Origin of the sequence: Nocardia vulneris (assembly GCF_001613425.1) — a bacterium.
GTDB lineage: Bacteria > Actinomycetota > Actinomycetes > Mycobacteriales > Mycobacteriaceae > Nocardia > Nocardia vulneris.
The window spans coordinates 52,491-73,502 of the sequence record NZ_BDCI01000002.1 but is presented as its reverse complement, the minus strand read 5'-3'; the positions used below and the strand labels follow the sequence as shown (position 1 = coordinate 73,502).

The window sequence follows — 21,012 nt, the reverse complement described above, 5'->3', positions numbered from 1 at the left end:
AAACCGAGCCCTCGACCTCCGCACAGGTCTCGGCGACAGTGACCCGATGCCGCTCATGGATATGCCCCCGCCGCCACCCGCCGTCCACACACAGATCGAACACGCCCCCGGACTCCGATCCGGCATCAGCCCCGTGATCCTGCCGTCCTCACACACGAAACCCGCTCGCGCAGAAGGTGATCCACACGGCACGCGGCGCAACGAGGGCGACCCGCCCGGCACGCTCCGCAACGAGGGTGACGCGCTCGGCTGGCTCCGCAACGAGGGTGACGCGCTCGGCTGGCTCCGCAACGAGGGTGACGCGCTCGGCTGGCTCCGCAACGAGGGTGACGCGCTCGGCTGGCTCCGCAACGAGGGTGACGCGCTCGGCTGGCTCCGCAACGAGGGTGACGCGCTCGGCTGGCTCCGCAACGAGGGTGACGCGCTCGGCTGGCTCCGCAACGAGGCTGACGCGCCTGGCTCGGTCCGCAACGAGGGCGACCCGCCTGGACCAGCCCGCAACGAGGGCGACCCGCCTGGATCTGCTCGCGACGAGGGCGACCCGCTCGAACTTGTGCGCGACGAGCGTCAGCTGGCTGACACGGTCCGCGCCGACGGTGCGCCGCTTGGGACGGTGCGCGACGAGGGCGACCCGCCTGGACCGTTCCGCGACGAGGGCGACCCGCCGGGTTCGGTGCGGGATGAGGGTGAGCCGCCCGACACGGTCCGGGCTGCGGGCAGCCCACCTGACACGGCCCGCGACGAGGGTGTTCGGCCTCGGCAGGTCCAGGACGCGGGCGGTGCGCCTGGAACGGTCCGGGACGAAGGGGAGCCGCCGGGTTCGGCTCGCGATGAAGGCGAGCCCCCGGGTTCGGTGCGGGATGAGGGTGAGCCGCCCGACACGGTCCGGGATGAGGGTGAACCGCCCGGCTCGGCCCGCGACGAAGGGGAGCCGCCGGGGCGGTGAAAGTGCTTCGGGGTCAGGGGGATTGGGTGACGGGCAGTGGGCCGTTGCCGGGGACCTGGACTCGGCTGCCGATGTTGCCGCGCAATGGCATGAAAGTTCCTTCGCGCAAGGACTGTTCGATGTCCTCGAGCGAATGTCCCTTCGTTTCCGGGACGAAGAAGAACACGAAAACCAGTGAGAGCAGGTTGAATCCGGCGTACATGACGAACGCGGGGCCGAGGCCGAGGGTGTCGATGGTGCTCAGCGCGGTGAGCGTGAGCACCAGGTTCGAACCCCAGAGCGCCACGGCGTGCAGGCTGGTCGCGCGATCGCGGATGCTGAGCGGGTAGAGCTCGGAGCCGAGCAGCCAGCCGACCGCCTGCAGCCCGGCGGCGTTGCACGCCATGTAGGCGAGCATCAACCCGACCGTGAGATAGCGGTTCGGGTGGTCGGTGAGGACGAACATCAGCCCGAAGCAGAGCAGGAACACGGTTGAGCCGGGGATCAGCGTGAGCATCAGCCGGCGGCGGCCCACCACATCGACAAGCCGTTCGCCGACGGCGGTGAAGATCAGATAGACGGTCGCGATGCCCAAACCGGACCACACCACCATCCCGGTGCCGAAACCCGCGGCGCTGCCGAGGATGGTGTGCGAGTAGTAGATCATCATCTCCAGCCCGGACAGCTGGGTGAAGGCGGCGATGCCGAGGCCCGCGACGAGTGCGGGCCGCACCCAGCGCTGGGACAAATTGGACCAGCCGCCTCGCGCTTCCCGCTGCTCCTGCTGGGAGATCGCCCAGATCTGCAAGGTCTCGTCGACCGCGGCGGACCGATTGGGCCGCAGCCAGCGCAGCACGACGCGGGCTTTGCCGATCGTCCCGTTCTCGATCAGCCAGCGCGGGGTCTCCGGCAGTCGCAGCATCGCCGCGGCGAGCACCAGGGCGGGGATCACCGCGATGCCGATCATCCAGCGCCAATCGCCGGTGGGTTCGGCGGTGTCGCCCGCGGCCGCGAGCAGGCTGACCAGGTTCGCCAAGAAGATTCCGACGCCGATCGCGATGTTGAAGAAGGTCACCATGGCGCCGCGGCGGTGCGGCGGTGCCAACTCGGCGATGTAGGTCGGGACGATCTGCGAACAGCCGCCCACCGCGAGGCCGAGGAACAGCCGGGCGGCGGTCATCATCCACTCGTCCACCGCGAGCGAACACGCGATGACCCCGACAGCGAAGACGCAGGCGATGAGGAAGATGACCTTGCGCCGGCCCAGCGTCTTCGACAGCGATCCGCCGATCAGAGCGCCGATCACCGCGCCGGCCAGGATCGCGGCGGTCACGATCTCCTGCCGGGTGTGGTCGATACCCCATTCGGCGGACATCTTGGGCAGCGCCCCGGAGATGATGCCGGTGTCGTAGCCGTAGAGCATGCCGCCCAGTGCGGCGAACAATGCGACGACCACGACATTGCGGTCCGCAATGTGCCTTTCGTCCTGTGTCGGCCTTTCCGGCGCGGAAACAACCATTTCGTAGCCGTCGAGATTGCGGCGGCGCAGCCGCGGCAGAAACGGCCGGCGCCTGCTCATCGTCGAATTCTCGGTCGGCATCCTTCCAGTTGATAGTGTTCGTCGGCGACGCGCAAATCAACAGTGCGGCTTTGTGAACAGAATTACCCCGAGGTTTAACGAACTGATCCCTGGGAAACGTTCTCTTTTCGATTCGTTAAACGCCCGATTCGCCGGAATCCGTTGGCGGCGACCGACACCCGTTTCTGTCGCGATTTCCTGGCGGGCCGGGCGGGGGTCCGAACCGGCGACGGAATCGGCAGTGACCCAATATGATCTCGGCGTGGGAGTTGACGATATGAACGGTGGGGCATCGAATCGGCGAGCACTCATCGCCGGAGCCGCGGCCGCGGTGACCGGGATAGGTATCGGTGTCGGTGCTACGAAAATCGTTGATTCGAAGGAGGATTCGACGGAAGGTCCGTTCACGATCGTGGACCGGCGCGGTCAGCAGCGTTTCCGGTTCGACACGAGCAAAGCGCCGGTCGTCATGGGCGGCAGAACGTACCCGGCGAGCGGGCGGGGCGGTCCCGACGAAGGGTCGTATCTGGTCTTCAACGACGAGAACGGTGACGAGAAAGGCGGCATCGTCGCGCACAGTGGGGGCACCTTGATCGCGCTGGACTATCCCAACGGTGACGCCATCCATCTGCAGACCCGGACCGAGGGTGACCGGGGGCGAGCTTCGTTCTCGCTGAATCGGATGGGTGATCCGCAGAAGCCGATCGAGGAAGCCGAACATCCGGTCGGAGTAAAGCTTTTCGCGGACACCGAGGAAGGGGCCGGGCTCACGCTGCACGACGCGCAGGGGCGTCCGCGAATTCTGTTGCACGTCGCCGCCGACGGCACCCCTTCGATCGCGGTGCTCGACGAGAACGGGAACATCGTCAAACAGCTCTGAAATGCCCGACAACGCCAGGCGGGCCGACGTCGCTGCGAATTCAATTGTGGCGCTCCCGTTCCCAGGTGCCGGTGCTGCCCAGCCCGAGGGTCAGGAGAGTTCGGTCGGGAGTCGGCGTCGCCTTCGACGGCGGGTCGGCGATACCACTGCTCGGTGATACCACTGCTCGGCTTCGACGGGATCGGTCTCGTGCGGCAGCGATCACCCCGCAGGGTCCTCCGGATGTCGGCAGGCAGGTCGTTCCATCGGAGGACGCGTCGACGCCGGAGCGCGACCTACGTTGATCAGGCAGGGCGGGTCGGCGTCGGGAAAAGGGGCGCTTACCTGCTCGTTCTGTTCGACGAATCGGCGGGAGACGGAAATGTTTGATCTTGTTCGCGACAACCCGGTCGCGACGATGATCGTGGTGTCGGAGGTCGGGCTGTGGGTGCTGCTGGCCGCGGGGCTGGTGGCCCGGTATCTGCTGCGGTTGCGGGGGTTGGGTGCGGCGCTGCTGTGGGGGATTCCGCTGCTCGACGTCGCGCTGATCGTGGCGGCGGCCATCGACCTGCATCAGGGTGCGAAGCCCGGGACGATCCACGGCATCGCCGCGCTCTACCTGGGCGTGAGCGTCGCGTTCGGCCCGACCATCGTGCGCTGGGCCGATGTCCGGTTCGCGCACCGCTTCGCGGGCGGCCCGGCCCCGGTGAAACCGGCGAAGGGTTCACCGGAGAAGGCCGCGGCACTGTGGCGGGAATGGAATCGGGTGGTGCTGGCGGCCGCGATCGCCTCGCTGACGCTGGGGCTGATCATCCTCACCATCGCGCGCGGCGATCAGGCCGACGCACTCTGGTGGTGGATCGGTCGCGCCTGGGCGATCGTCGGCCTGTGGCTGGTGTTCGGTCCCCTGTGGGAGGAAGTATCGGCGCGGACCAGCGGGCCGTCTTCTGTGGCCAAAAAGTAAGCAAGAAACCGCCCCCGAGACCCCGCCGTCCGGTGTAGCCTCGCTACCGAGGCCCCCGAACAGATCCTTGTTCGGGGGCCATCGCCATTCTCGTGGGGGTCCACATCGCACCGGGGTTCAGCGGGGCCCGCGGTCGGCGACGAGCGCGGTGGTGTTGTCGGTGCCGCCCGCGTGCAGTGCGGACTGGACCAGGGTGTCGGCGGCGAGGGTGGCGGAGGCGGAGTGCGCGAGGACGGCCTTGATGGTGGCGATATCGAGCCGTTTGTGCACGCCGTCGGTGCTGAGCAGTAGCCGCCCACTGCTGGCACCGGTGCCGGCTCGGCCGATATCGGCGGGACGGACGGTGCGGGCGGAGGTGGTCACCAGGTGATTCAGGCGCGGTGGCGGTTGCTGACCGCGGATCCGCCAGAATTCGGCGACGGTGTGGTCGACGGTGATCTGATGCAGCACCCGGCCGTTCCAGCGGTAGGCCCGGCAGTCGCCGACCCAGGCGATATCGGCGGGACCGTCCCCGGCGGGCACTACCGCGACGACGAGCACGCTGTCCGCCTCGGACTGCGGGAACTCGCGGAGCAATTCCGCTTGCGCGGCAAGAATTCCCGCGCGGGCGCCGTCGGCGGTGGCGACCCGGGCGGCGACGACGGCGACCATGCGCGCGGCACGGACCGCGAGCAGATGGTTGCCGATCCCGTCGGCCACGACGAACGCGGTGCGGCCGGTGCGAGGGTCGGTGTGGGTGGCGGCCGCGTCGGCGTTGAGCGAGCGCGCGCCGCGCCTGCTCACGGATTCCCAGGTGGCGCCCGTGAGGCGGACCTCCTCGGGATCGGTGTCATCGCTGACAGGTGCCGAGCACATGGGCCGGACCTCCTCGTGCAGACCTGCTCGTGCCGATCGGCACCCTTCCAGTTGACCACCTCAGGCCGTGAACGGAGCTAACGTTTTCCGTGCTGATCCTGTGAAGTCGGTTACGGTTTGATCTCCGTACTCGTCGATGCCGACAATGGCACGGCCAGTTGCGCTTTCACGCGCTCATAGGTGGGCAGGGTCTCGTAGCGCTGGACCGATTTGTCGCCGACGAACAGTTCGTTGGAGATCCTGCGGTATTCGGCCAGATCCGCGGTGACCATGACCACCACGTAATCCCACTGCCCGACCACCGAATAGCACTGCTGCACAGCGGGTTCGGCGAGCATGCGGGCACAGAACGCGGCGTACTGTCCGGCGTCGTCCTCGGTCAGTTCGACGAGCACCACGGCGGTGAGTGTCATGCCGACCGCTTTCGGATCGACCACGGCGACCTGCGCGGTGATCACCCCGCCGGCCCGGAGCCTGCCGAGCCTGCGCTGAACGGCGCTGGGGGACAAGGCAACCCGCTCGCCGAGTTCGTGCAGGGAGCGGGTGGCGTCGGCCTGCACCAGGTCGAGCAGCTGGTGGTCGATGTCGTCCAGGGGTAGAACCGTCACGCAAGAAATTTGCGCCGGGCCGCGAAAATTGTCAATCGCGTCCCGTGCCATTACTTCTAGGGTTCTCGACATGGAGCTTGTCGATATCGGTGACCTGCGGCGACGTGCCGGTGTGAAGTGGGCACGGGTCGGGGGCGAGGTGCTGCCGGGCTGGATCGCGGATATGGATTTCCCGGTGCCCGATGCGGTGCGCGAGGCGCTGCAGCGGGCCGCCGCGGGCGATCTCGGCTATCCGGCCTGGGATGAACACCCTGAACTGAATCCGCTGCCGCACGCCTTCGCCGCCCGCATGCGGGACCGCTACGATTTCGCGATCGATCCGGCGCAGGTGCACGTGTTCACCGAGCTGATCCAGGTGGTGCAGATCGTGCTGCAGCTCACGACCCGCCCGGGTGACGCGGTGGCGGTGCACACGCCGACCTATCCGCCGTTCCTGGAGACACTGCGCGTCATGGGCCGGCGGCTGGTACCGATCCCGATGATCGAAACGGCCGACGGGTGGGGTTTCGACGCCGAGCGGATGGCCGCGGATATCCGCGAATCCGGTTGCCGCGCCCTGATCATGGTGAACCCGAACAATCCGACGGGTCACGTCTTCGACCGGGCCGAACTGACCGCGATCGCGGAGATCGCCGGTCGCCACGATCTGGTGGTGATCGCCGACGAGATCCATGCCGAACTCACCCACGACCCGCACCGGCATCTGCCGATCGGCTCGCTCGGACCCGAAATCGCCGCTCGCACAGTCACCCTGAACTCGGCGAGCAAGGCGTTCAACCTGGCCGGATTGCGCTGCTGTGTCGCGCACGTCGGCGATCGCCGCGTGCGCGAGGCGTTGGCCGCGCAACCGCCCAAGCTGTACGGCCAGGTCAGCGCGCCGAGCGTGCTGGCGACCCAGGCGGCCTGGCAGCAGGGCGAGGAGTGGCTGGCGCGTACCCGCACGGTCTTGACCGCCAACCGCGACCTGGTCGCCGCCGCGCTACCCCCGCAGCTGCGTTTTCGTCCGCCCCGGGCCGGCTATCTGGCCTGGATCGACTGTCGCGCACTGGAACTCGACCAGGACCCGGCCGCGTTCTTCCTCGATCAGGCCCGGGTCATGCTGCTGTCCGGCCCCGATTTCGGCCCCGGCGGAACGGGTTTCGCACGTCTGAATTTCGCGACGTACCCCTCGGTGCTGACCGAGATGCTGGACCGGATGCGCGAGGCCACCGTGCGCCGATTGCGATCAGCGTGATGCGGACCCCCGCGGGCACCGGGATCGGCACCGTACGCTGTGCCGTCCGGTGGCGCCGGAGGACGCGGGCGCAGGGACGCCGACGGTGCCGGGACGGGCAGGTGGTAGGAAAGGGTACGTGTCCACATCTGTCGAAGGATCGGTTCCCAACAGCGGCTCTCGTGCGGTAGACGAGGTGGTGGACCTGGTCAGCGCGCTGATCCGGTTCGACACCTCCAACACCGGCGAGCTGGCCACCACCAAGGGCGAGCGCGAGTGCGCCGAATGGGTGGCCGCGCAACTGCACGAGGCGGGGTATACGACCGAGTACGTGGAGTCCGGCGCGCCCGGCCGCGGGAACGTCTTCGCGCGGCTGGCCGGCGCCGACCCGAGCCGGGGCGCGCTGATGATGCACGGGCATCTGGACGTGGTGCCTGCGCAGGCCGCGGACTGGAGCGTGCACCCGTTCTCGGGTGCGGTGCGCGACGGCTACGTGTGGGGCCGCGGCGCCATCGACATGAAGGACATGGTCGGCATGATGCTGGCCATCGCGCGCCAGTTCAAGATCGAGGGCACGGTGCCGCCGCGCGATATCGTCTTCGCCTTCCTCGCCGACGAGGAGAACGGCGGCAAATGGGGATCGCAATGGCTGGTGGACAATCGGCCGGACCTGTTCGAAGGGGTCACCGAGGCGGTCGGTGAGGTCGGCGGGTTCTCGCTGACCGTGCCGCGTCCGGACGGCACCGAGCGCAGGCTGTATCTGGTGGAGACCGCCGAGAAGGGTCTGGGCTGGATGCGGTTGCGCGCCAAGGCCCGTGCGGGCCACGGCTCGTTCCTGCACGACGACAACGCGGTGACCATCCTCGCCGACGCGGTGGCCCGGCTCGGCAAACACACCTTCCCCCTGGTGATGTCGGATTCGGTGGCGGAGTTCCTGGCCGCCGTCGCCGAGGAGACCGGGCTCGACTTCGACCCGGACAGTCCCGATATCGAAGGTCAGCTGGCCAAGCTGGGCACCATCTCGCGGATCATCGGTGCGACACTGCGGGATACGGCGAATCCGACCATGCTGCAAGCCGGGTACAAGGCCAATGTCATCCCGCAGACCGCCGAGGCCGTGGTCGACTGCCGGGTGGTGCCGGGACGGCAGGCGGCGTTCGAGCGCGAGGTCGACGAGCTGATCGGCCCGGACGTCGAGCGGGAGTGGATCACCAAACTCGACTCGTACGAAACGACTTTCGACGGCCACCTGGTGGACGCGATGAACGACGCGATCCTCGCGCACGATCCGCAGGGCCGTACCGTGCCCTACATGCTCTCCGGCGGCACCGACGCGAAGGCCTTCGCCCGCTTGGGTATTCGTTGCTTCGGGTTCGCGCCGTTGCAGCTGCCGCCGGAACTCGACTTCACCGCGCTGTTCCACGGTGTGGACGAGCGGGTTCCGGTGCAAGCGCTCGAATTCGGCACCCGTGTGCTGGAGCATTTCCTCCTGAACAGCTGACGATCGACGAAAGGACACCACGTGCCCGATTACTCCTACAACCCCTACGACGCGCTGCCGCAGCTGCCGTCGTTCACGCTGACCTCCGAGGACGTCAGCGACGGTGCGCCGTTCGGCAACGATCAGGTCAGCGGCGTGTTCGGCGCGGGCGGCAAGGATATCTCGCCGCAGCTGTCCTGGTCCGGATTCCCCGCCGAGACAAAGAGTTTCGCGGTCACCGTGTTCGATCCGGACGCGCCGACCGCGTCCGGGTTCTGGCACTGGGCGGTGGCCGACATCCCGGTGAGCGCGACCTCGCTGCCCAGCGGCGCGGGCAGCGGTGAGGAGGGCGGCGCGCTGCCCACCGGCGCGATCTCGCTGCGTAACGACGGCGGGTTCGCCGGCTTCGTCGGCGCCGGGCCGCCGCCCGGGCACGGCTACCACCGGTACTTCATCGCGGTGCACGCGGTGGATGTGGAAAGCCTGGGCATCGACGCGAGCGCCAGCCCGGCCTACCTCGGCTTCAACCTGTTCTCGCATGCCATCGCGCGTGCGGTGATCGTGGCGACCTACGAGCAGAAGTAGGCCGGTGCACAACTGTGGCCCTGGGCTGAAACCCCAGGGCCACAGTCGTTTCCGCGTTTCTACTTGACGGAGATGACGTGCTCGGGCGGCTGCTCGGCGTAGAGCGCGGCGATCTCGGCGGCGTACTTGGCCGCGATCGGGTTGCGCTTGAGCGACATCTTCGGGGTCAGCTCGTCGCCGCCGGGCTCCCACACCGTGCCGAGAACGGTGAAGCGTTTGATCTGCTCGACCCGGGAGAGCTTGACGTTGCCGTGCAGGACCGCCGCGCGCACCTCGTCGACGATCTCCTGGCGGCGCGCCAGGGTCGGCAGGTCGGCGTCGGTCGCGCCGAGATCCTTGGCGCGCAACGCGGCCACATCGGGGTCGAGCACGATCAACGCGCCGATATAGGCCCGCGCGTCACCGATCGCGACGACCTGACCGACGAGCGAAGAGGCGGCCTTGACGGCGTTCTCGACGTTGCTGGGCGCGATGTTCTTGCCCGCCTCGTTGATGATCAGTTCCTTCTTGCGATCGATGACCCGCACGTACCCGTCGGGGTCGAGGGTGCCGACGTCGCCGGTGTGCAGCCAGCCGTCCGCGTCGATGGTGTCGGCGGTCTGCTCGGGCATGTTGCGGTAGCCGCTGGTGACCATGGGTCCGCGCACCAGGATCTCGCCGTCGGTGTCGAGCCGCAGTTCGATGCCGTCGAGCGGACGACCGACCGAGCCGGGTCGCGGTTTGTCGAGTTCGGTGAAGGTGCCGACGCCGGTGGTCTCCGACATGCCCCACACCTCGCTCACGGTGAAGCCGAGGCCGAGGAAGTATTCGAGGGTCTCCGGCGGGATCGGGGCGGCGCCGGAGGCGGCGATGTTCAGCGCGTCGAGGCCCATCGCGTGCCGCAGCTTCGCCAGCACGAGCGTTTCGGCCAGCCGGTGCTGCACCGCCAGCACCGGGCCGCGGCTCTTGCCCGCGAGATCGGCTCGGGCCGCGGCGATTCCGGTGTCGATGGCCCACAGCGCGAGGGTCTTCTTCACCTGGCTGGTCTCGGCCGCGAGCTTGGTCTCGATGCCGGCCTTGATCTTCTGCCACACCCTCGGCACGCCGAAGAAGCTCGTCGGGCGGGCATCGGGCAGCGCGGCGGCGACCTCGCGCGGGTCGGTGACGGTGGTCAGCTGGATGCCGGTGAGCAGGTTCATGGCGTGCGCGGAGATGCGGTCGGCGACATGTGCGGCGGGCAGATAGGACACGGCGCGATCGTCGAGTCCGACCGGCAGCGGTCCGGCCACCAGCCCGACCACCTGGGCGAGCACGTTGCGGTGGGTGACCTCGACACCCTTGGACGGACCGGTGGTGCCGGAGGTGTAGATCAGGGTCGCGAGATCGTCCGGTTGCACGGCCCGCCAGGTGGCCTCGAAATCGAAGTCGGCGGCCGGGTCCGCCTCCACCTCGTCCAGGGTGATCGTGCCGGTCGCGGGTCCGTCGACCAGGATGATGTGGGCGAGCTCGACCCCGGCCGCGGTCACCTTGTCGAGGAAAACCTGTTCTGTCACCACGACTTTGTTCGCGGCGTTGGTGAACAGGTGGGTGATCTGCTCGGGTGAGCTGGTGTTGTAGATCGAGAACGGGGTGGCGCCCAGATGCAGGGCGGCCGTGTCGACCAGATTGAACTCGGGCCGGTTGGTGAGCATGATGCCGACGGTGTCGCCGCGGGTGACGCCGAGCCGGGCCAGGCCCGCCGCGATCGTCCGCACGCGCTGGCCGTACTCGCGCCACGTGATCTCCTGCGTCCCGCCGACGGTCCGCAACGCGACCTGCTCGGGCCGCACGCTCATGGTCTCCTGAAACGCTTCCGGGATGGTGTAGACCGTTTTGCCCGTTTTGTGCGAATAGCCGATGTCTGTAGTCGTCATAACCCTGTTCCCGATAGCTGTGCCATGAACCGCGCCTCACGGCGTCCGCACGCGGGCGGTTCGAGACCCGATCCTGACAGAATGCGGCAGCTCTACTGTCAGTTTCTCACGAGTCGATGCGCCAGGAGTGGCGCGGCTCACTCATGGTAGCCAGATCCGCAGGTAGTGGTACGGCTTACTCGGGAAGTTATGGACGCGCGACCTACCGTGCCTCGAATCGTCGGATGACGTGCACCCAGCGGGCGCGCAGCGCCGCGATCCGGCCGCCGCGGGTGGTTGCCGCGGGGCTGCGCACGATGACCTCGAGCCCGCCCGCGCGCACGGCACGGACCTTGTCGGGGTTGTCGGTCAGCAGCCGCACCGACCGCAGTCCCAGCCGTTGCAGCGCGGCCACCGCGTGCCGATAGGACCGGGCATCCGCGGCAGGATTGCAGGGCGTGCCGATATCGTGGCGTTGCAGGGCCCGCAGTCCGCGGGCCTTGCCGACCAGTCCGGCGCCGCGGCCCTCCTGCTCCAGATAGATCAGCACGCCGGCGCCCGCCGCCTGGATCCGGTCCATCGCGTCGTCGAGTGCGCTACCGCAGCGGCAGTGGTCGGCACGCAATGCGTCACCGTAGAGGCAGCGCGAGTGGATCCGGACCAGGCAGCCGTCGGCGATCTCGCCGAACACCAGGACGTGTCCGCCGTCGCGGTCACCGGGCAGTTCGTGCACCCGGACCTGGAGGTCGCGGCCCTTGCGCAGCAACCGATGTCCGGTGTCGGCGGGTGCCGAGTCGATGATGGTCAACGACGACCTCCGGTACGCGTCATGAGCAGCACTCCGGCTGCGGGGCGACGATCACGGTGTCCACGCCTGCCGGATCGTCGGCGAGGGGCAGCGGCGGGGCGGGCAGCGGCGTCAGCTCGAGCCGGCCGGTCTCGGCGTGCCGATCGTGCCGGGTGCGCAACTCGGCGATGAGATCGCTGGAGCGCAGCGCGTAGCCGCCGAGCAGGAGCACGCCGAGCAGCGCCGCGGTCACCGCCACACTGATATGACCGAACGACACGAGCAGCACGGCCAGCACCGCGATCGGCGCCATCAGCACGACCTCGCGGCTCGGTAGCAGCGAGCGCAGCCGAGGGGCGGGCAGCGGGGGTGCGGGCGCGTGGAACGGGGCCAGGTCGACCGGCAGGGTGTGCCCGCGGTGCAGCCGTTTGGCCTCGAGGTAGGCCCGGGCTCGATCGCTGCGTACCGGCGTGATCAGCGGCGCGGCGATGACCTGCACACCGGCGGCGCGCACCGTCTCGATCTTGATGGGGTTGTTGGTGAGCAGCGTGACGGAACGCAGACCGAGCCCGGCCAGCCCCCGGGCCGTCGCCTCGAAGGTGCGCGCGTCGACGGGGTAGCCCAGCTGTGCGTAGCTGGTGAAGCTGTCGGTGCAGTGCTGCTCGCTGTGCCGGTAGCCGCGGGCCTTCGCGACCAGACCGAGCCCGCGGCCCTCCTGCTCCAGATAGACCAGGATGCCGCAGCCGGCCGCCTGGATGAGATCGAGCGCGGCGTCCAGCTCCGGACCGCAGTCGCAGTCGTCGGAGCGCAGGGTCTCGCCGTACAGGCAGCGCGAGTGGATCCGGACCAGGCATCCGTCGGTGAGCTCACCGAAGATCAGCAGATGTCCTCGTTCGGTCGCGTCGTCGAGTTCGAGCACCCTGACCGGCAGGGTGCTCTCCTTGCGCGTGAACCGGTGCTCGGTCTCGGCAAGGCCGGACAGCGACGTGGTCAATGCTCCTCCGAAGCAAGTCTGACGATGCGGTCGATATCGCTGACCGGTGGCATCGACCCGGGGACATCCCCGAACGACTGCGTTGCCACCATCGCCGCGGTCGCCCAGATGTAGTCGTTCTTCTCGGCCGGTCGGCGGGTCGAGACGAGACGGTATACCAGCGCCGCCGCGAAGGCTGCCTGAGCTCCCGGTGAATCCGCCATCGCGGCGGGAAACGGCGGAATCCGGGTGCTCACGCGGTCGGACCAGACGGTGCAGTGGAAGTCCTCGATCGCGCAGACCGAGCGGACCCCGAGCGCGCGCAGGCGCTGTGCGGTCGCGGCGGGGGAGGCGCCGGCGCCGTCGGGCACCATCGCGGCCAAGTCCTTGCTGGTGCCCGCGAGATAGTCGACGGCGCCGAGGTATTGGTAGAGATACTGCGGCACGCCGATCGACGGTGCCGGATGCACGACGAGCAGCGGACGCGGAGACAGCCGCTGCACCAACGACAGCACGCGCTCGAGCACCGGGCTCGGTTGTTCGAAGGTGAGCAGCACCGCGTCCGAGGACGCGAGCGCGGCGTTGATCATCGGGCTGCGTAAGTCCTGGGCGCTCAACCGGATCCGATCGTCGCGACAGCCGATGAAGCCCGCGGCGCCGGTGCTGGTGATCAGCACGGCGGTCACCGGCGTCGGTGCGTCGGGCACCACCTTCACCAGATCGGTGTCCACGCCCTCGTCGCGCAGATATTGCAGGACGCGGCGGCCCGCGGCGTCGTCGCCGACCGCGGAGATCAGCCGGACCTGCAGGCCGAGCCGGGCGGCGGCCACCGCGCGACTGAGCCCCTTGCCGCCGGGATGTTCCTCGAAACTGCTGCCCTGCGTCGAGGCACCCGCCACCGGGATGTGGTCGACGAAGTACAGATGGTCGATCACGGCGTCGCCGATCACCGTGACCACCCCTGGAACTGTCGGTGTGGCAGGGGTTTTCGTGGTCGGCGGGGCGCGGAAGATCGGCGTGGTGTGCGCCGCGGCCGAGGCGGCGTCGTAGACCGATTCGTTGACGAGCAGGTTCGCCAGCGCGGTGAACGCGCGGCGTTCGGGGGTGGCGCGCAGCGAGCGCACGGTGGGCGCCGGCGGGATGTCTTCGGCGGCAAGGGTTTCGTGCAGCAGGCGCCAGTGCTCGGTCAGGTACTCCCGGCGCTCGCCGAGATCGGCGGCGTAGAGCCGATCGAGATCCACTGCGGCGGCGGCGTTGTCGTCGCGGAGCAGGCCGAGGACCAGTTCGGCGTCGGCGATGAGCCGGTTCGTCGGCGGCAATTGCGCGGCCAGATCGCGGACGACGGGTAGTACCGCCTCTTCGGCGGAGATCCCGTTGCGGTGCGCGTGCTGGCGCACCGCGAGCAGATCCAGTAGCGGCGCGACATCTATCTCGGTGGTGCGCAGGCGGTCCAGGCTGAGTCCGGACCGCTTGCACAGTCGCGTGAGGATGTTGCGCACGGCAACCACTCCCGAGTCCTGCGGGACCATGGCGGGCTCGACCTCTCTCGTCGTCGTTGCTGAGGGGTATACCCGCGTCCGCCGAAAATCGGCGTTTAGCGCGCGGGCGAACTGTCAATTACCAACCTACAACGGCAATTGACGGTCCGATACGGCAAATGCCACACTGGGTTCGGCGAGGCATCGCCTCCCAGCCACCTCGGGAGGGGACCCGGAGATGAAAACAGTTCTCCTGATTCGGCACAACCGGCGGCGCAGGCCGCACCGGCACCTCGGTACCGACACCGAGCTCGAGCCGATCATGGTCGGAGCCTAGGCGGGGGCGCGACACGGTTCTCGCAGACCCTGCACACGCCGGCCACGACCGGCATTCGCATCGCTTCCGCGAGGAAGCCGCACCGGTTCGCGCGCTGTGCCGACCGGGCTCACCGACCCCGAGTGCAGCAGCACGCGCCCGTGCGACGACCCACCTGGAGGAGGCCGCCGTGACGATTTTCGAGAACAGCCGATCGATGACGAGCAGTGTCTGCGGCGAATGGGCGGAACGGGTAGCCGGACGCGCCGAACCGGCCTGGCTCGTGAGCTGGCTACCGCACCGGCTGAACCACGAGCAGGCCAGAGCCGCAATGGAATTGGGCGAGCTGCTGAGCCGCCCGGACTTCGCGTCGGACGGTCCGGCGCAGACACGGGCCGAGGCCTCGGCCGGTGTCCTCGGCATCACCGTGCGGCAGGCCCTGGAACTGCTGCACCGGCGGATGCGGGACAGACATTCGTGAACACGTTCGATTTGTTGGACCGGAGGCAGTCATGACTGTGCACATCACCTTCTGGACTATGACCAGCGATATCACCCCCGAATGGGCGTACCGCGAAGCGGACGGCACAGACCGGTGGCGGTTGAGCTGGCTGCCCGATCGCCTGCTCACCGCCGAGCAGGCGCAGCTCGGCATGGAACTCGACGAACTGCTGAGCGACCTGAGCGCGGTGCACGACCGCGCGGTGCAGGATCGGATCGATGTCTGCGCCGAGCAGATCGGGATACCGCGCGACGGCGCGTTGTTGCTGCTGGCCCGCCGGATGGCGGTGCGGCTGCATCAGGAACGGGCGGGTGCGGCCGCCCGGCCGGGACGCAACCCGCGGTCGCACCCGCTGCGCGGGCACCTCGTCGAACCGCCGTACGTCCTCGGCTGAGTCGCGCGAACCGGCTCAGGCGTTGGCGGTGTGCTCGGCGCCGACCGCGTCGGCCAGGCTCCGATATCCGTTGGCGCGCAGGCGTTCGGCGAGACCGCGATGGATCTTGCGGGTCCAGAACGGGCCGCCGTAGATGAAGCCGGTGTAGCCCTGCAGCAGGGTGGCGCCGGCCAGGATACGTTCCCAGGCCTGGTCGGCGGTTTCGATGCCGCCGACCGAGATGAGCACGAGGCGGTCGCCGACGCGGCGGTACAGGCGGCGCAGCACGTCGAGCGAGCGGTCGGCGACGGGCGCGCCGGACAGGCCGCCCGCGCCCATGGCGGTGACCTCGGCGGCGGCGGTGGCCAGGCCGTCGCGGCGGATGGTGGTGTTGGTGGCGACGATGCCCGCCAGGCCGAGTTCGACGGCGAGATCGGCGACGGCGTCGATGTCCTCGTCGGACAGGTCGGGGGCGATCTTCACCAGCACCGGTACCCGCACGCTGTCCAGCACCGCCTGCAACAGCGGGCGCAGCGATTCGACGGCCTGCAGGTCGCGCAGGCCCGGGGTGTTGGGGGAGCTGACGTTGACGACGACGAAGTCGGCGAGCGGGCCGAGCAGCGCCGCGCTGATCGCGTAATCGCCTGCGGCGTCGGCCGCTTCGACGATTTTGGTCTTGCCGATGTTCGCGCCGATCGGCACCCCGCCGCGCCGGTCGCGCAGCTGCCCGGCGGCCGCCGCGGCACCGAAGTTGTTGAACCCCATACGATTGATGAGGGCGCGATCGGCGGGCAGCCGGAACAGGCGCGGCGCGGGGTTACCCGGCTGGGCCTGGGCGGTGACGGTGCCGATCTCGGCGAAGCCGAAACCCAGTGGCGCCCAGGCGTCGACGCCGTCGGCGTTCTTGTCGAAGCCGGCGGCCAAGCCCAGCGGCGCGGGGAATTCGACGCCGAACACGGTATTGCGCAGGATCGGATCGTCGGTGACGAAGAGCTTGGTCATCAGCCAGCGGGTCGGCGCGAGCCGGCCGCACACCCGCATCGTGGCGAAGACCAGGTGGTGGATCCGCTCCGGCGGGACCAGGAACATCAGGCGTAATAACAGGGCGTACATCGGCTCACATTCCCGGTTCGGGCTGGGGTAGTGCGGTTTTTCGGCGGCGCAGCAGCACCCGGCGGCTGCCGTCGGTGTAAGCCCGCACGCGGGACAACTCCCAGCCCCCGAATTCGGCCTGGATGGCCAGCCGCATCGAGGCCGTCACCCGGGTCACCTCGGGTGGCAGCCGCAGCGGCACGTATTCGTAATCGTCACTGGTGGTCTCCCACCCGGCAGGCAGGGCGCGCGGGCGCACCGTCCGCCTGCCGGAATGATGTGCTGAGGCTGGTTCGTCCGCTGCCCGAGTCATCAGTGCCCTCTCTTCCGATCGTCCGCGCGGATCCGCTGCAGACCGTCGCCGGTCGCGGAGCCCACGAACATGTCACCGGTGCGCTGCTCGATGGTCACCGAGTTCGGCTGCCGGACGGTGGCGTACCGCCCCACCTCTTTCGGTATACCCGTCGACAGATCGAAGCCGACGACTTCGTTGGTCTGTGTGCACGTCACCCACACGGTGTCGGACCGCTGGTCGTAGGCAATCGCGTAAGGCGAAGAGTTTACCGGGAATCGCTGGTGCAGGACGAGAGGTCCGGCGCTGAAGACCAGCAGTTCGCCCCCGTCGGTGTCGGTGACCAGGACCCGGCCGAACCGATCGGAGATCATGTTGGTGGCCCCGTCACCGGCGCGAAGGGCCAGGCCGAGGGACTTTTTGCCGAGTTCGATCTCGGTCACCGAGGTCTGCTCGCGGTCCAGAACTGTGACGTGATCGTCGGTCAGCGCCAGCGCGTCGGCCGAGGCGAGTCCCGAGACGGTACGGGTGGTCTTGCCCTCCGGGGAGAGCGTGCGCACCTTGCCGTCGGCGGTGCCGACGATCAGCGTGTCGTCCGCGCGACGCTGCACCGAGCGGGCGTCGCCGTCGACCGCGACCTCGGTCAGCGCGCCGCTCGTGACGTCGACGCGCAGGATGCGCTCGGGTGCGGGGACCAGGACTTCACCCGGCTTGCCCGGCACGAGCGCGGCGCCCCGGGCGGGCAGCGAAATCGTGCGCGGGTTCGGCGTGTCGGGGTCGATGAGCAGCAGCGTGTCGCCGTTCGTGCCGAGTGCGGCGATCCGCCCGGTGGACTCCTCGGCGAGCAGTGCGCCGATCGGTGTGGTCACGCCGACGACATCGCCTGCGGGGCGGGCACTCTGGGCGGGTGCGACCGCAGCGGTGGCGGGCTCCCGGGTGGCCAGATCGTCCCCGTCGGAACTCGAGGAGCATCCGGTCAGCAGCAGCACGGCCGCCACGCCGGAGATCGCCGCCGATTCCACCCAACCGCGAGGGGGCATCCTCCGAACTCCTTCTACCGACGAATCAACCGCAACGCAACCATCTGACCATGTCGGTATACCGGCATGGCGTACCGGGGTGTCGGCGGGCGGTGAATGTCGGTGACGCGGGTTACCGTTGAGTTGAAACAGTGTCCAAGTCAGGGAGAGCCGGTTGATAGCCGACCACACGTCGGGGTTTGCCATCGATGACATCACCGTCGGTCCGTTCGCGCACGGGTTCGGGACCACCGCCGACGGCAGGCCATACGCGTTTCGCACGGTCCGCGCCACGCTCACGCTGGAGATCTACCGGGCCGACCTCGCCGACGACATGCCCGGCCCGGACGATGTCGTCGCGGTCGCGCAGGCCCGCGTCACCGATATCGACCTCGACGACGAACGCAGCGTCGTCGCCCTCGTCCGCGACACCATCCCCGCCGCCGTGCCCACCGCCGCCATCCCGGATCGGGAAATGACCACGGTGCGCGCGTTGCTGGGACGAATCAGCTCCGTCATAGATGGTATGTAGATGGTGATGCCCTACACACGATTCGCCCGCACCGCGCTGCTCGCGGCCGGCCTGCTCACCGTCGCCGCGACCGGGGCATGCAGCACCGGCCCGGACGAGGCCGCCGTCGACGCCGCCCGGTCCTCGGCCAATGCGTCCCTGTCCGCCTCGATCACCACCTCCTCGCTGGCCGCGCATCCGCCGCTGCCGAGCGCCGCGCAGTTGGACGCACAGATCAAGCGCGCGCTCGATCCGGCCCTGCCCGACAGCGAACGCACCGACCTGATCGAGGACGGCGACGCGTTCCGCACCGCGATCCCCGACATGTACAAAGCGCTGCAAGACAATCCGCGCGCGATCTACGGCGTCACCGACCCGGTGTTCGACAACCACGACGGCACGCTCACCGCGACCATGCGGCTGGACAAGGACGGCACCGGCACGGCGGTGCGCACCACCGTGGTGCATTTCGTGCTGCTCGACGGCAAATGGAAGATCTCGCGCACCGACCTGTGCGGCATCCTGCGTTCGGCCGACTACCGCACGCCGGCCTGCGGCTGACCCGGATCGTGTCGGATCTGCGCAGCGGGCGCGTCGCGGCGGGGCCACGGGCCGTGCGAGGGGAATCGAAGCTGCACAGCGGGCTGCTGCGCTGGGGGCGGTGCGTCTATCGGCATCGCTTTGTGGTGCTCGCGGTGTTCGCGTTGGCGGTGGTGCTGTCGGGGCTGTTCGGCCGTGACCTCGCGGGCCGGTTGACCCAGGAGGGCTGGTTCGACGAATCGAGCGAATCGGTCGCCGCCTCGAAGATCGCCGACGCCACCTTCGGCCGGGATACCGACAGCGACCTGATCCTGCTCTACACGGTGCCCGCGGGCACCACGGTCGACGATCCCGCGGTCCGGTCGGCCGTGACCGGCGCGCTGAACGACCTGCTGGCCCGGTTCCCCGAGCGCATTCTGAAGATCGACAGCTACTGGGACAGCCCGTTCGCCGCCAACGCCACCGACGCCTCGCGCACGCACGCGTTCGCCAGCGTCGGGTTGCGCGGTGAAGGCACCGCGACCGTGGAGAACTACGCCGCGATCAAAGATCACCTGGGCGCCGGGCGCGACGGTGGCGGTCCCGGCGGTACGACGGTTCAGCTGGCCGGCTTGCAGCCGGTGCTGGCCGGGCTGAACACCGGCATGCAGAACGACATCCACCGGGCCGAACTGATCGCGCTGCCGCTGGTGGCGATCCTGCTGTACTTCGTGTTCGGCGGTGTGGTCGGCGCGTTGCTGCCGGTACTGATCGGCGGGATGACGATCATGGGCACCGCGGGCATCATGCGGGTGCTCACCGGCTTCATCGACGTGAACGTCTTCGCGAGCACCGTGATGACGCTGGTCAGTCTCGGGCTCGCCATCGACTACGGGCTGTTCACCGTCACCCGGTTCCGGGAGGAACTCGCGGCCGGGCACACCGTCGAGGAGGCGACCGCGCGCACCGTCGCCACGGCCGGACGCACCGTGCTGTTCTCCGCGGGGATCATCGCGGTCAGCCTGGCCGCGCTGTTCATCTTCCCGAACGGCGTGCTGCGCTCGGTGCCCTACGGGGGCATCAGTTCGGTGCTGCTCGCCGCGCTGCTCTCGGTGACCGCGCTGCCCGCCGCGCTGAGCATCGCGGGCCGGCGCATCGACTTTCTGGGCTGGAAACGGTTCTCCCGCACCAAAACCGAGGCACAGATCGACGCGGGCTTCTTCTCCCGCCTCGCACAATGGTCGATGCGCAGGCCCTGGGCCGTCGCGGTGCCGATCGTGCTCGCGCTGCTGGCGCTGAGTATTCCGTTCCGGCACATCGAATTCGGCGGGATCAGTGAGAAATATCTCGGCGCGCAGAACCCCGCCCGAGTCGCCCAGGAACGATTCGACGAACTGTTCCCCAGTTTCCGCACCGAACCGCTGAAGCTGCTCGTACTCGGCGCGAATCCGCAGCAGCTCAGCGATATTCGCTACGAAGCCAGCCGGATACCGGGACTCACCGGACGATTCGAGCCGTCGGTGGCGACCAAGGACGGCATCAACGTGCTGCAAGCCGGGCTGGTGGACAAACAGGACTCCGATCGGGTGATCGACGCGCTGCGCGCGATACCGGAGCCGCCCGGCGTGCGCGTCATGGTGGCGGGCGTGCCCGCGCTCGAACGCGACAGCATCAACGGGTTGCTGCGCGGGCTGCCGGTGCTGGTGGCACTGCTCGCGGCCGCGGCACTGGCGCTGATGTACGCGGCGTTCCGGTCGATCGTGCTGGCGGTCAAAGCGGTGGCGATGAGCGCGTTGAGTCTGGTGTCCACCCTCGGCGTGCTCACCTGGGTGTTCGTCGAGGGACACGGGTCGGGGATCTTCCATTTCACCCCTGGCCCTTTGATGTTCGCGGTCCTCGCGTTGATCGTGACCGTGGTGTTCGGGCTGTCCACCGACTACGAGGTGTTCCTGCTGTCCCGGGTCGCCGAAGCCCGCGCCGGCGGTGCCGACCCGCCCGAGGCGATCCGGTACGGCATCGCGCACACCGGCGGCGTGATCACCTCTGCCGCAGCCATTCTCATCGTCGTCACCGGGGCGTTCGGCTTTTCCGACCTGGTGCTGATGAAATACATCGCCTACGGGATGATCGCCGCGCTCATCCTCGACGCCACCGTCATCCGCATGCTGCTGACGCCCGCGGTGTTGAAAATCGTCTGGCGCTGAGGGGGAT

The 21,012-nt window shown here is 68.8% G+C and carries 21 protein-coding genes; 11 read left to right on the top strand and 10 right to left on the bottom strand.

From position 1 onward, the window contains the following. Positions 1–46 precede the first annotated feature (46 nt). On the top strand, positions 47–946 hold the full coding sequence (locus tag NVU01S_RS02400; RefSeq protein WP_063048042.1) for a hypothetical protein: 900 nt from the start codon (positions 47–49) through the stop codon (positions 944–946). A gap of 13 nt (positions 947–959) precedes the next feature. Here NVU01S_RS02400 and NVU01S_RS02395 read toward each other — a convergent pair whose 3' ends face one another. Beyond that, positions 960–2,504: a sugar porter family MFS transporter gene (locus tag NVU01S_RS02395; protein ID WP_244467480.1), complete on the bottom strand. Its 1,545-nt coding sequence runs from the start codon at positions 2,502–2,504 to the stop codon at positions 960–962. A gap of 262 nt (positions 2,505–2,766) precedes the next feature. Here NVU01S_RS02395 and NVU01S_RS02390 point away from each other — a divergent pair, with 262 nt between their 5' ends. After that, positions 2,767–3,384, top strand: coding sequence for a hypothetical protein (locus NVU01S_RS02390; RefSeq protein WP_156161894.1), 618 nt, complete (start codon positions 2,767–2,769; stop codon positions 3,382–3,384). A gap of 361 nt (positions 3,385–3,745) precedes the next feature. Then, positions 3,746–4,327 carry a hypothetical protein gene (locus NVU01S_RS02385; protein ID WP_043679249.1) on the top strand — a complete coding sequence of 194 codons (582 nt, stop codon included), beginning with the start codon at positions 3,746–3,748 and terminating at the stop codon, positions 4,325–4,327. A gap of 117 nt (positions 4,328–4,444) precedes the next feature. On the opposite strand, the gene NVU01S_RS02380 is transcribed toward NVU01S_RS02385, so the two are convergent. Then, positions 4,445–5,182 carry a PP2C family protein-serine/threonine phosphatase gene (locus NVU01S_RS02380; RefSeq protein WP_052281217.1) on the bottom strand — a complete coding sequence of 246 codons (738 nt, stop codon included), beginning with the start codon at positions 5,180–5,182 and terminating at the stop codon, positions 4,445–4,447. Positions 5,183–5,292: 110 nt separating this feature from the next. After that, positions 5,293–5,790, bottom strand: coding sequence for an Lrp/AsnC family transcriptional regulator (locus NVU01S_RS02375; RefSeq protein ID WP_043679252.1), 498 nt, complete (start codon positions 5,788–5,790; stop codon positions 5,293–5,295). Positions 5,791–5,860: 70 nt separating this feature from the next. Between NVU01S_RS02375 and NVU01S_RS02370 the strand changes: the two genes are divergently transcribed. The 3 genes from NVU01S_RS02370 to NVU01S_RS02360 all read left to right on the top strand — a co-directional run bounded on the left by NVU01S_RS02370 (position 5,861) and on the right by NVU01S_RS02360 (position 9,068). Continuing rightward, a complete protein-coding gene (locus NVU01S_RS02370; protein WP_043679256.1) occupies positions 5,861–7,024 on the top strand; it encodes a MalY/PatB family protein in 1,164 nt (387 codons plus the stop codon). A 118-nt stretch (positions 7,025–7,142) separates the two neighbouring features. Continuing rightward, a complete protein-coding gene (locus NVU01S_RS02365; protein ID WP_052281219.1) occupies positions 7,143–8,504 on the top strand; it encodes a M20/M25/M40 family metallo-hydrolase in 1,362 nt (453 codons plus the stop codon). 21 nt (positions 8,505–8,525) lie between these two features. Next, positions 8,526–9,068 carry a YbhB/YbcL family Raf kinase inhibitor-like protein gene (locus NVU01S_RS02360; RefSeq protein WP_043679259.1) on the top strand — a complete coding sequence of 181 codons (543 nt, stop codon included), beginning with the start codon at positions 8,526–8,528 and terminating at the stop codon, positions 9,066–9,068. 59 nt (positions 9,069–9,127) lie between these two features. On the opposite strand, the gene NVU01S_RS02355 is transcribed toward NVU01S_RS02360, so the two are convergent. The 4 genes from NVU01S_RS02355 to NVU01S_RS02340 all read right to left on the bottom strand — a co-directional run bounded on the left by NVU01S_RS02355 (position 9,128) and on the right by NVU01S_RS02340 (position 14,207). Beyond that, complete coding sequence (locus NVU01S_RS02355; protein ID WP_043679263.1) at positions 9,128–10,960, bottom strand: AMP-dependent synthetase/ligase; 1,833 nt, start codon at positions 10,958–10,960, stop codon at positions 9,128–9,130. Positions 10,961–11,162: 202 nt separating this feature from the next. Beyond that, positions 11,163–11,747 carry a GTP cyclohydrolase II gene (locus NVU01S_RS02350; RefSeq protein ID WP_052281220.1) on the bottom strand — a complete coding sequence of 195 codons (585 nt, stop codon included), beginning with the start codon at positions 11,745–11,747 and terminating at the stop codon, positions 11,163–11,165. Between the two features lie 19 nt (positions 11,748–11,766). Next, positions 11,767–12,720 (bottom strand): GTP cyclohydrolase II, encoded by a 954-nt coding sequence (locus NVU01S_RS02345; protein ID WP_063776052.1) that lies wholly within the window; start codon positions 12,718–12,720, stop codon positions 11,767–11,769. Beyond that, entirely contained in the window at positions 12,717–14,207 is a 1,491-nt protein-coding gene (locus tag NVU01S_RS02340; protein ID WP_244467481.1) for a carbohydrate kinase family protein, read from the bottom strand. Before NVU01S_RS02340 ends, NVU01S_RS02345 begins: the two co-directional genes overlap by 4 nt. A gap of 476 nt (positions 14,208–14,683) precedes the next feature. On the opposite strand from NVU01S_RS02340, the gene NVU01S_RS02335 reads away from it, so the two are divergent. Both NVU01S_RS02335 and NVU01S_RS02330 read left to right on the top strand, forming a co-directional pair. After that, entirely contained in the window at positions 14,684–14,974 is a 291-nt protein-coding gene (locus NVU01S_RS02335; RefSeq protein WP_043679270.1) for a hypothetical protein, read from the top strand. 31 nt (positions 14,975–15,005) lie between these two features. Next, a complete protein-coding gene (locus NVU01S_RS02330) occupies positions 15,006–15,389 on the top strand; it encodes a hypothetical protein (RefSeq protein WP_043679273.1) in 384 nt (127 codons plus the stop codon). A 15-nt stretch (positions 15,390–15,404) separates the two neighbouring features. On the opposite strand, the gene NVU01S_RS02325 is transcribed toward NVU01S_RS02330, so the two are convergent. From NVU01S_RS02325 to NVU01S_RS02315, 3 genes are read right to left on the bottom strand one after another with little or no spacing between them, the layout of a single operon-like run. Further along, positions 15,405–16,481 (bottom strand): quinone-dependent dihydroorotate dehydrogenase, encoded by a 1,077-nt coding sequence (locus NVU01S_RS02325; protein ID WP_043679277.1) that lies wholly within the window; start codon positions 16,479–16,481, stop codon positions 15,405–15,407. A gap of 4 nt (positions 16,482–16,485) precedes the next feature. Next, on the bottom strand, positions 16,486–16,773 hold the full coding sequence (locus NVU01S_RS02320) for a DUF5703 family protein (RefSeq protein ID WP_226887334.1): 288 nt from the start codon (positions 16,771–16,773) through the stop codon (positions 16,486–16,488). Next, the gene (locus NVU01S_RS02315; RefSeq protein WP_052281222.1) at positions 16,773–17,792 is read right to left on the bottom strand and encodes an NHL repeat-containing protein; all 1,020 of its coding nucleotides are present in this window, start codon (positions 17,790–17,792) and stop codon (positions 16,773–16,775) included. The genes NVU01S_RS02320 and NVU01S_RS02315 overlap by 1 nt, the downstream gene beginning before the upstream one ends. A 154-nt stretch (positions 17,793–17,946) precedes the next feature. Between NVU01S_RS02315 and NVU01S_RS02310 the strand changes: the two genes are divergently transcribed. Genes NVU01S_RS02310 through NVU01S_RS02300 form a run of 3 tightly spaced genes read left to right on the top strand, consistent with a single transcriptional unit; the run spans position 17,947 to position 21,005 of the window. After that, positions 17,947–18,303 carry a hypothetical protein gene (locus NVU01S_RS02310; RefSeq protein ID WP_014985022.1) on the top strand — a complete coding sequence of 119 codons (357 nt, stop codon included), beginning with the start codon at positions 17,947–17,949 and terminating at the stop codon, positions 18,301–18,303. After that, positions 18,304–18,843: a WKL family lipoprotein gene (locus tag NVU01S_RS02305; protein WP_082032376.1), complete on the top strand. Its 540-nt coding sequence runs from the start codon at positions 18,304–18,306 to the stop codon at positions 18,841–18,843. Positions 18,844–18,896: 53 nt separating this feature from the next. After that, positions 18,897–21,005, top strand: a complete 2,109-nt coding sequence (locus tag NVU01S_RS02300) for an MMPL family transporter (protein ID WP_052281229.1) — start codon at positions 18,897–18,899, stop codon at positions 21,003–21,005. The last annotated feature ends 7 nt before the right edge of the window (positions 21,006–21,012 follow it).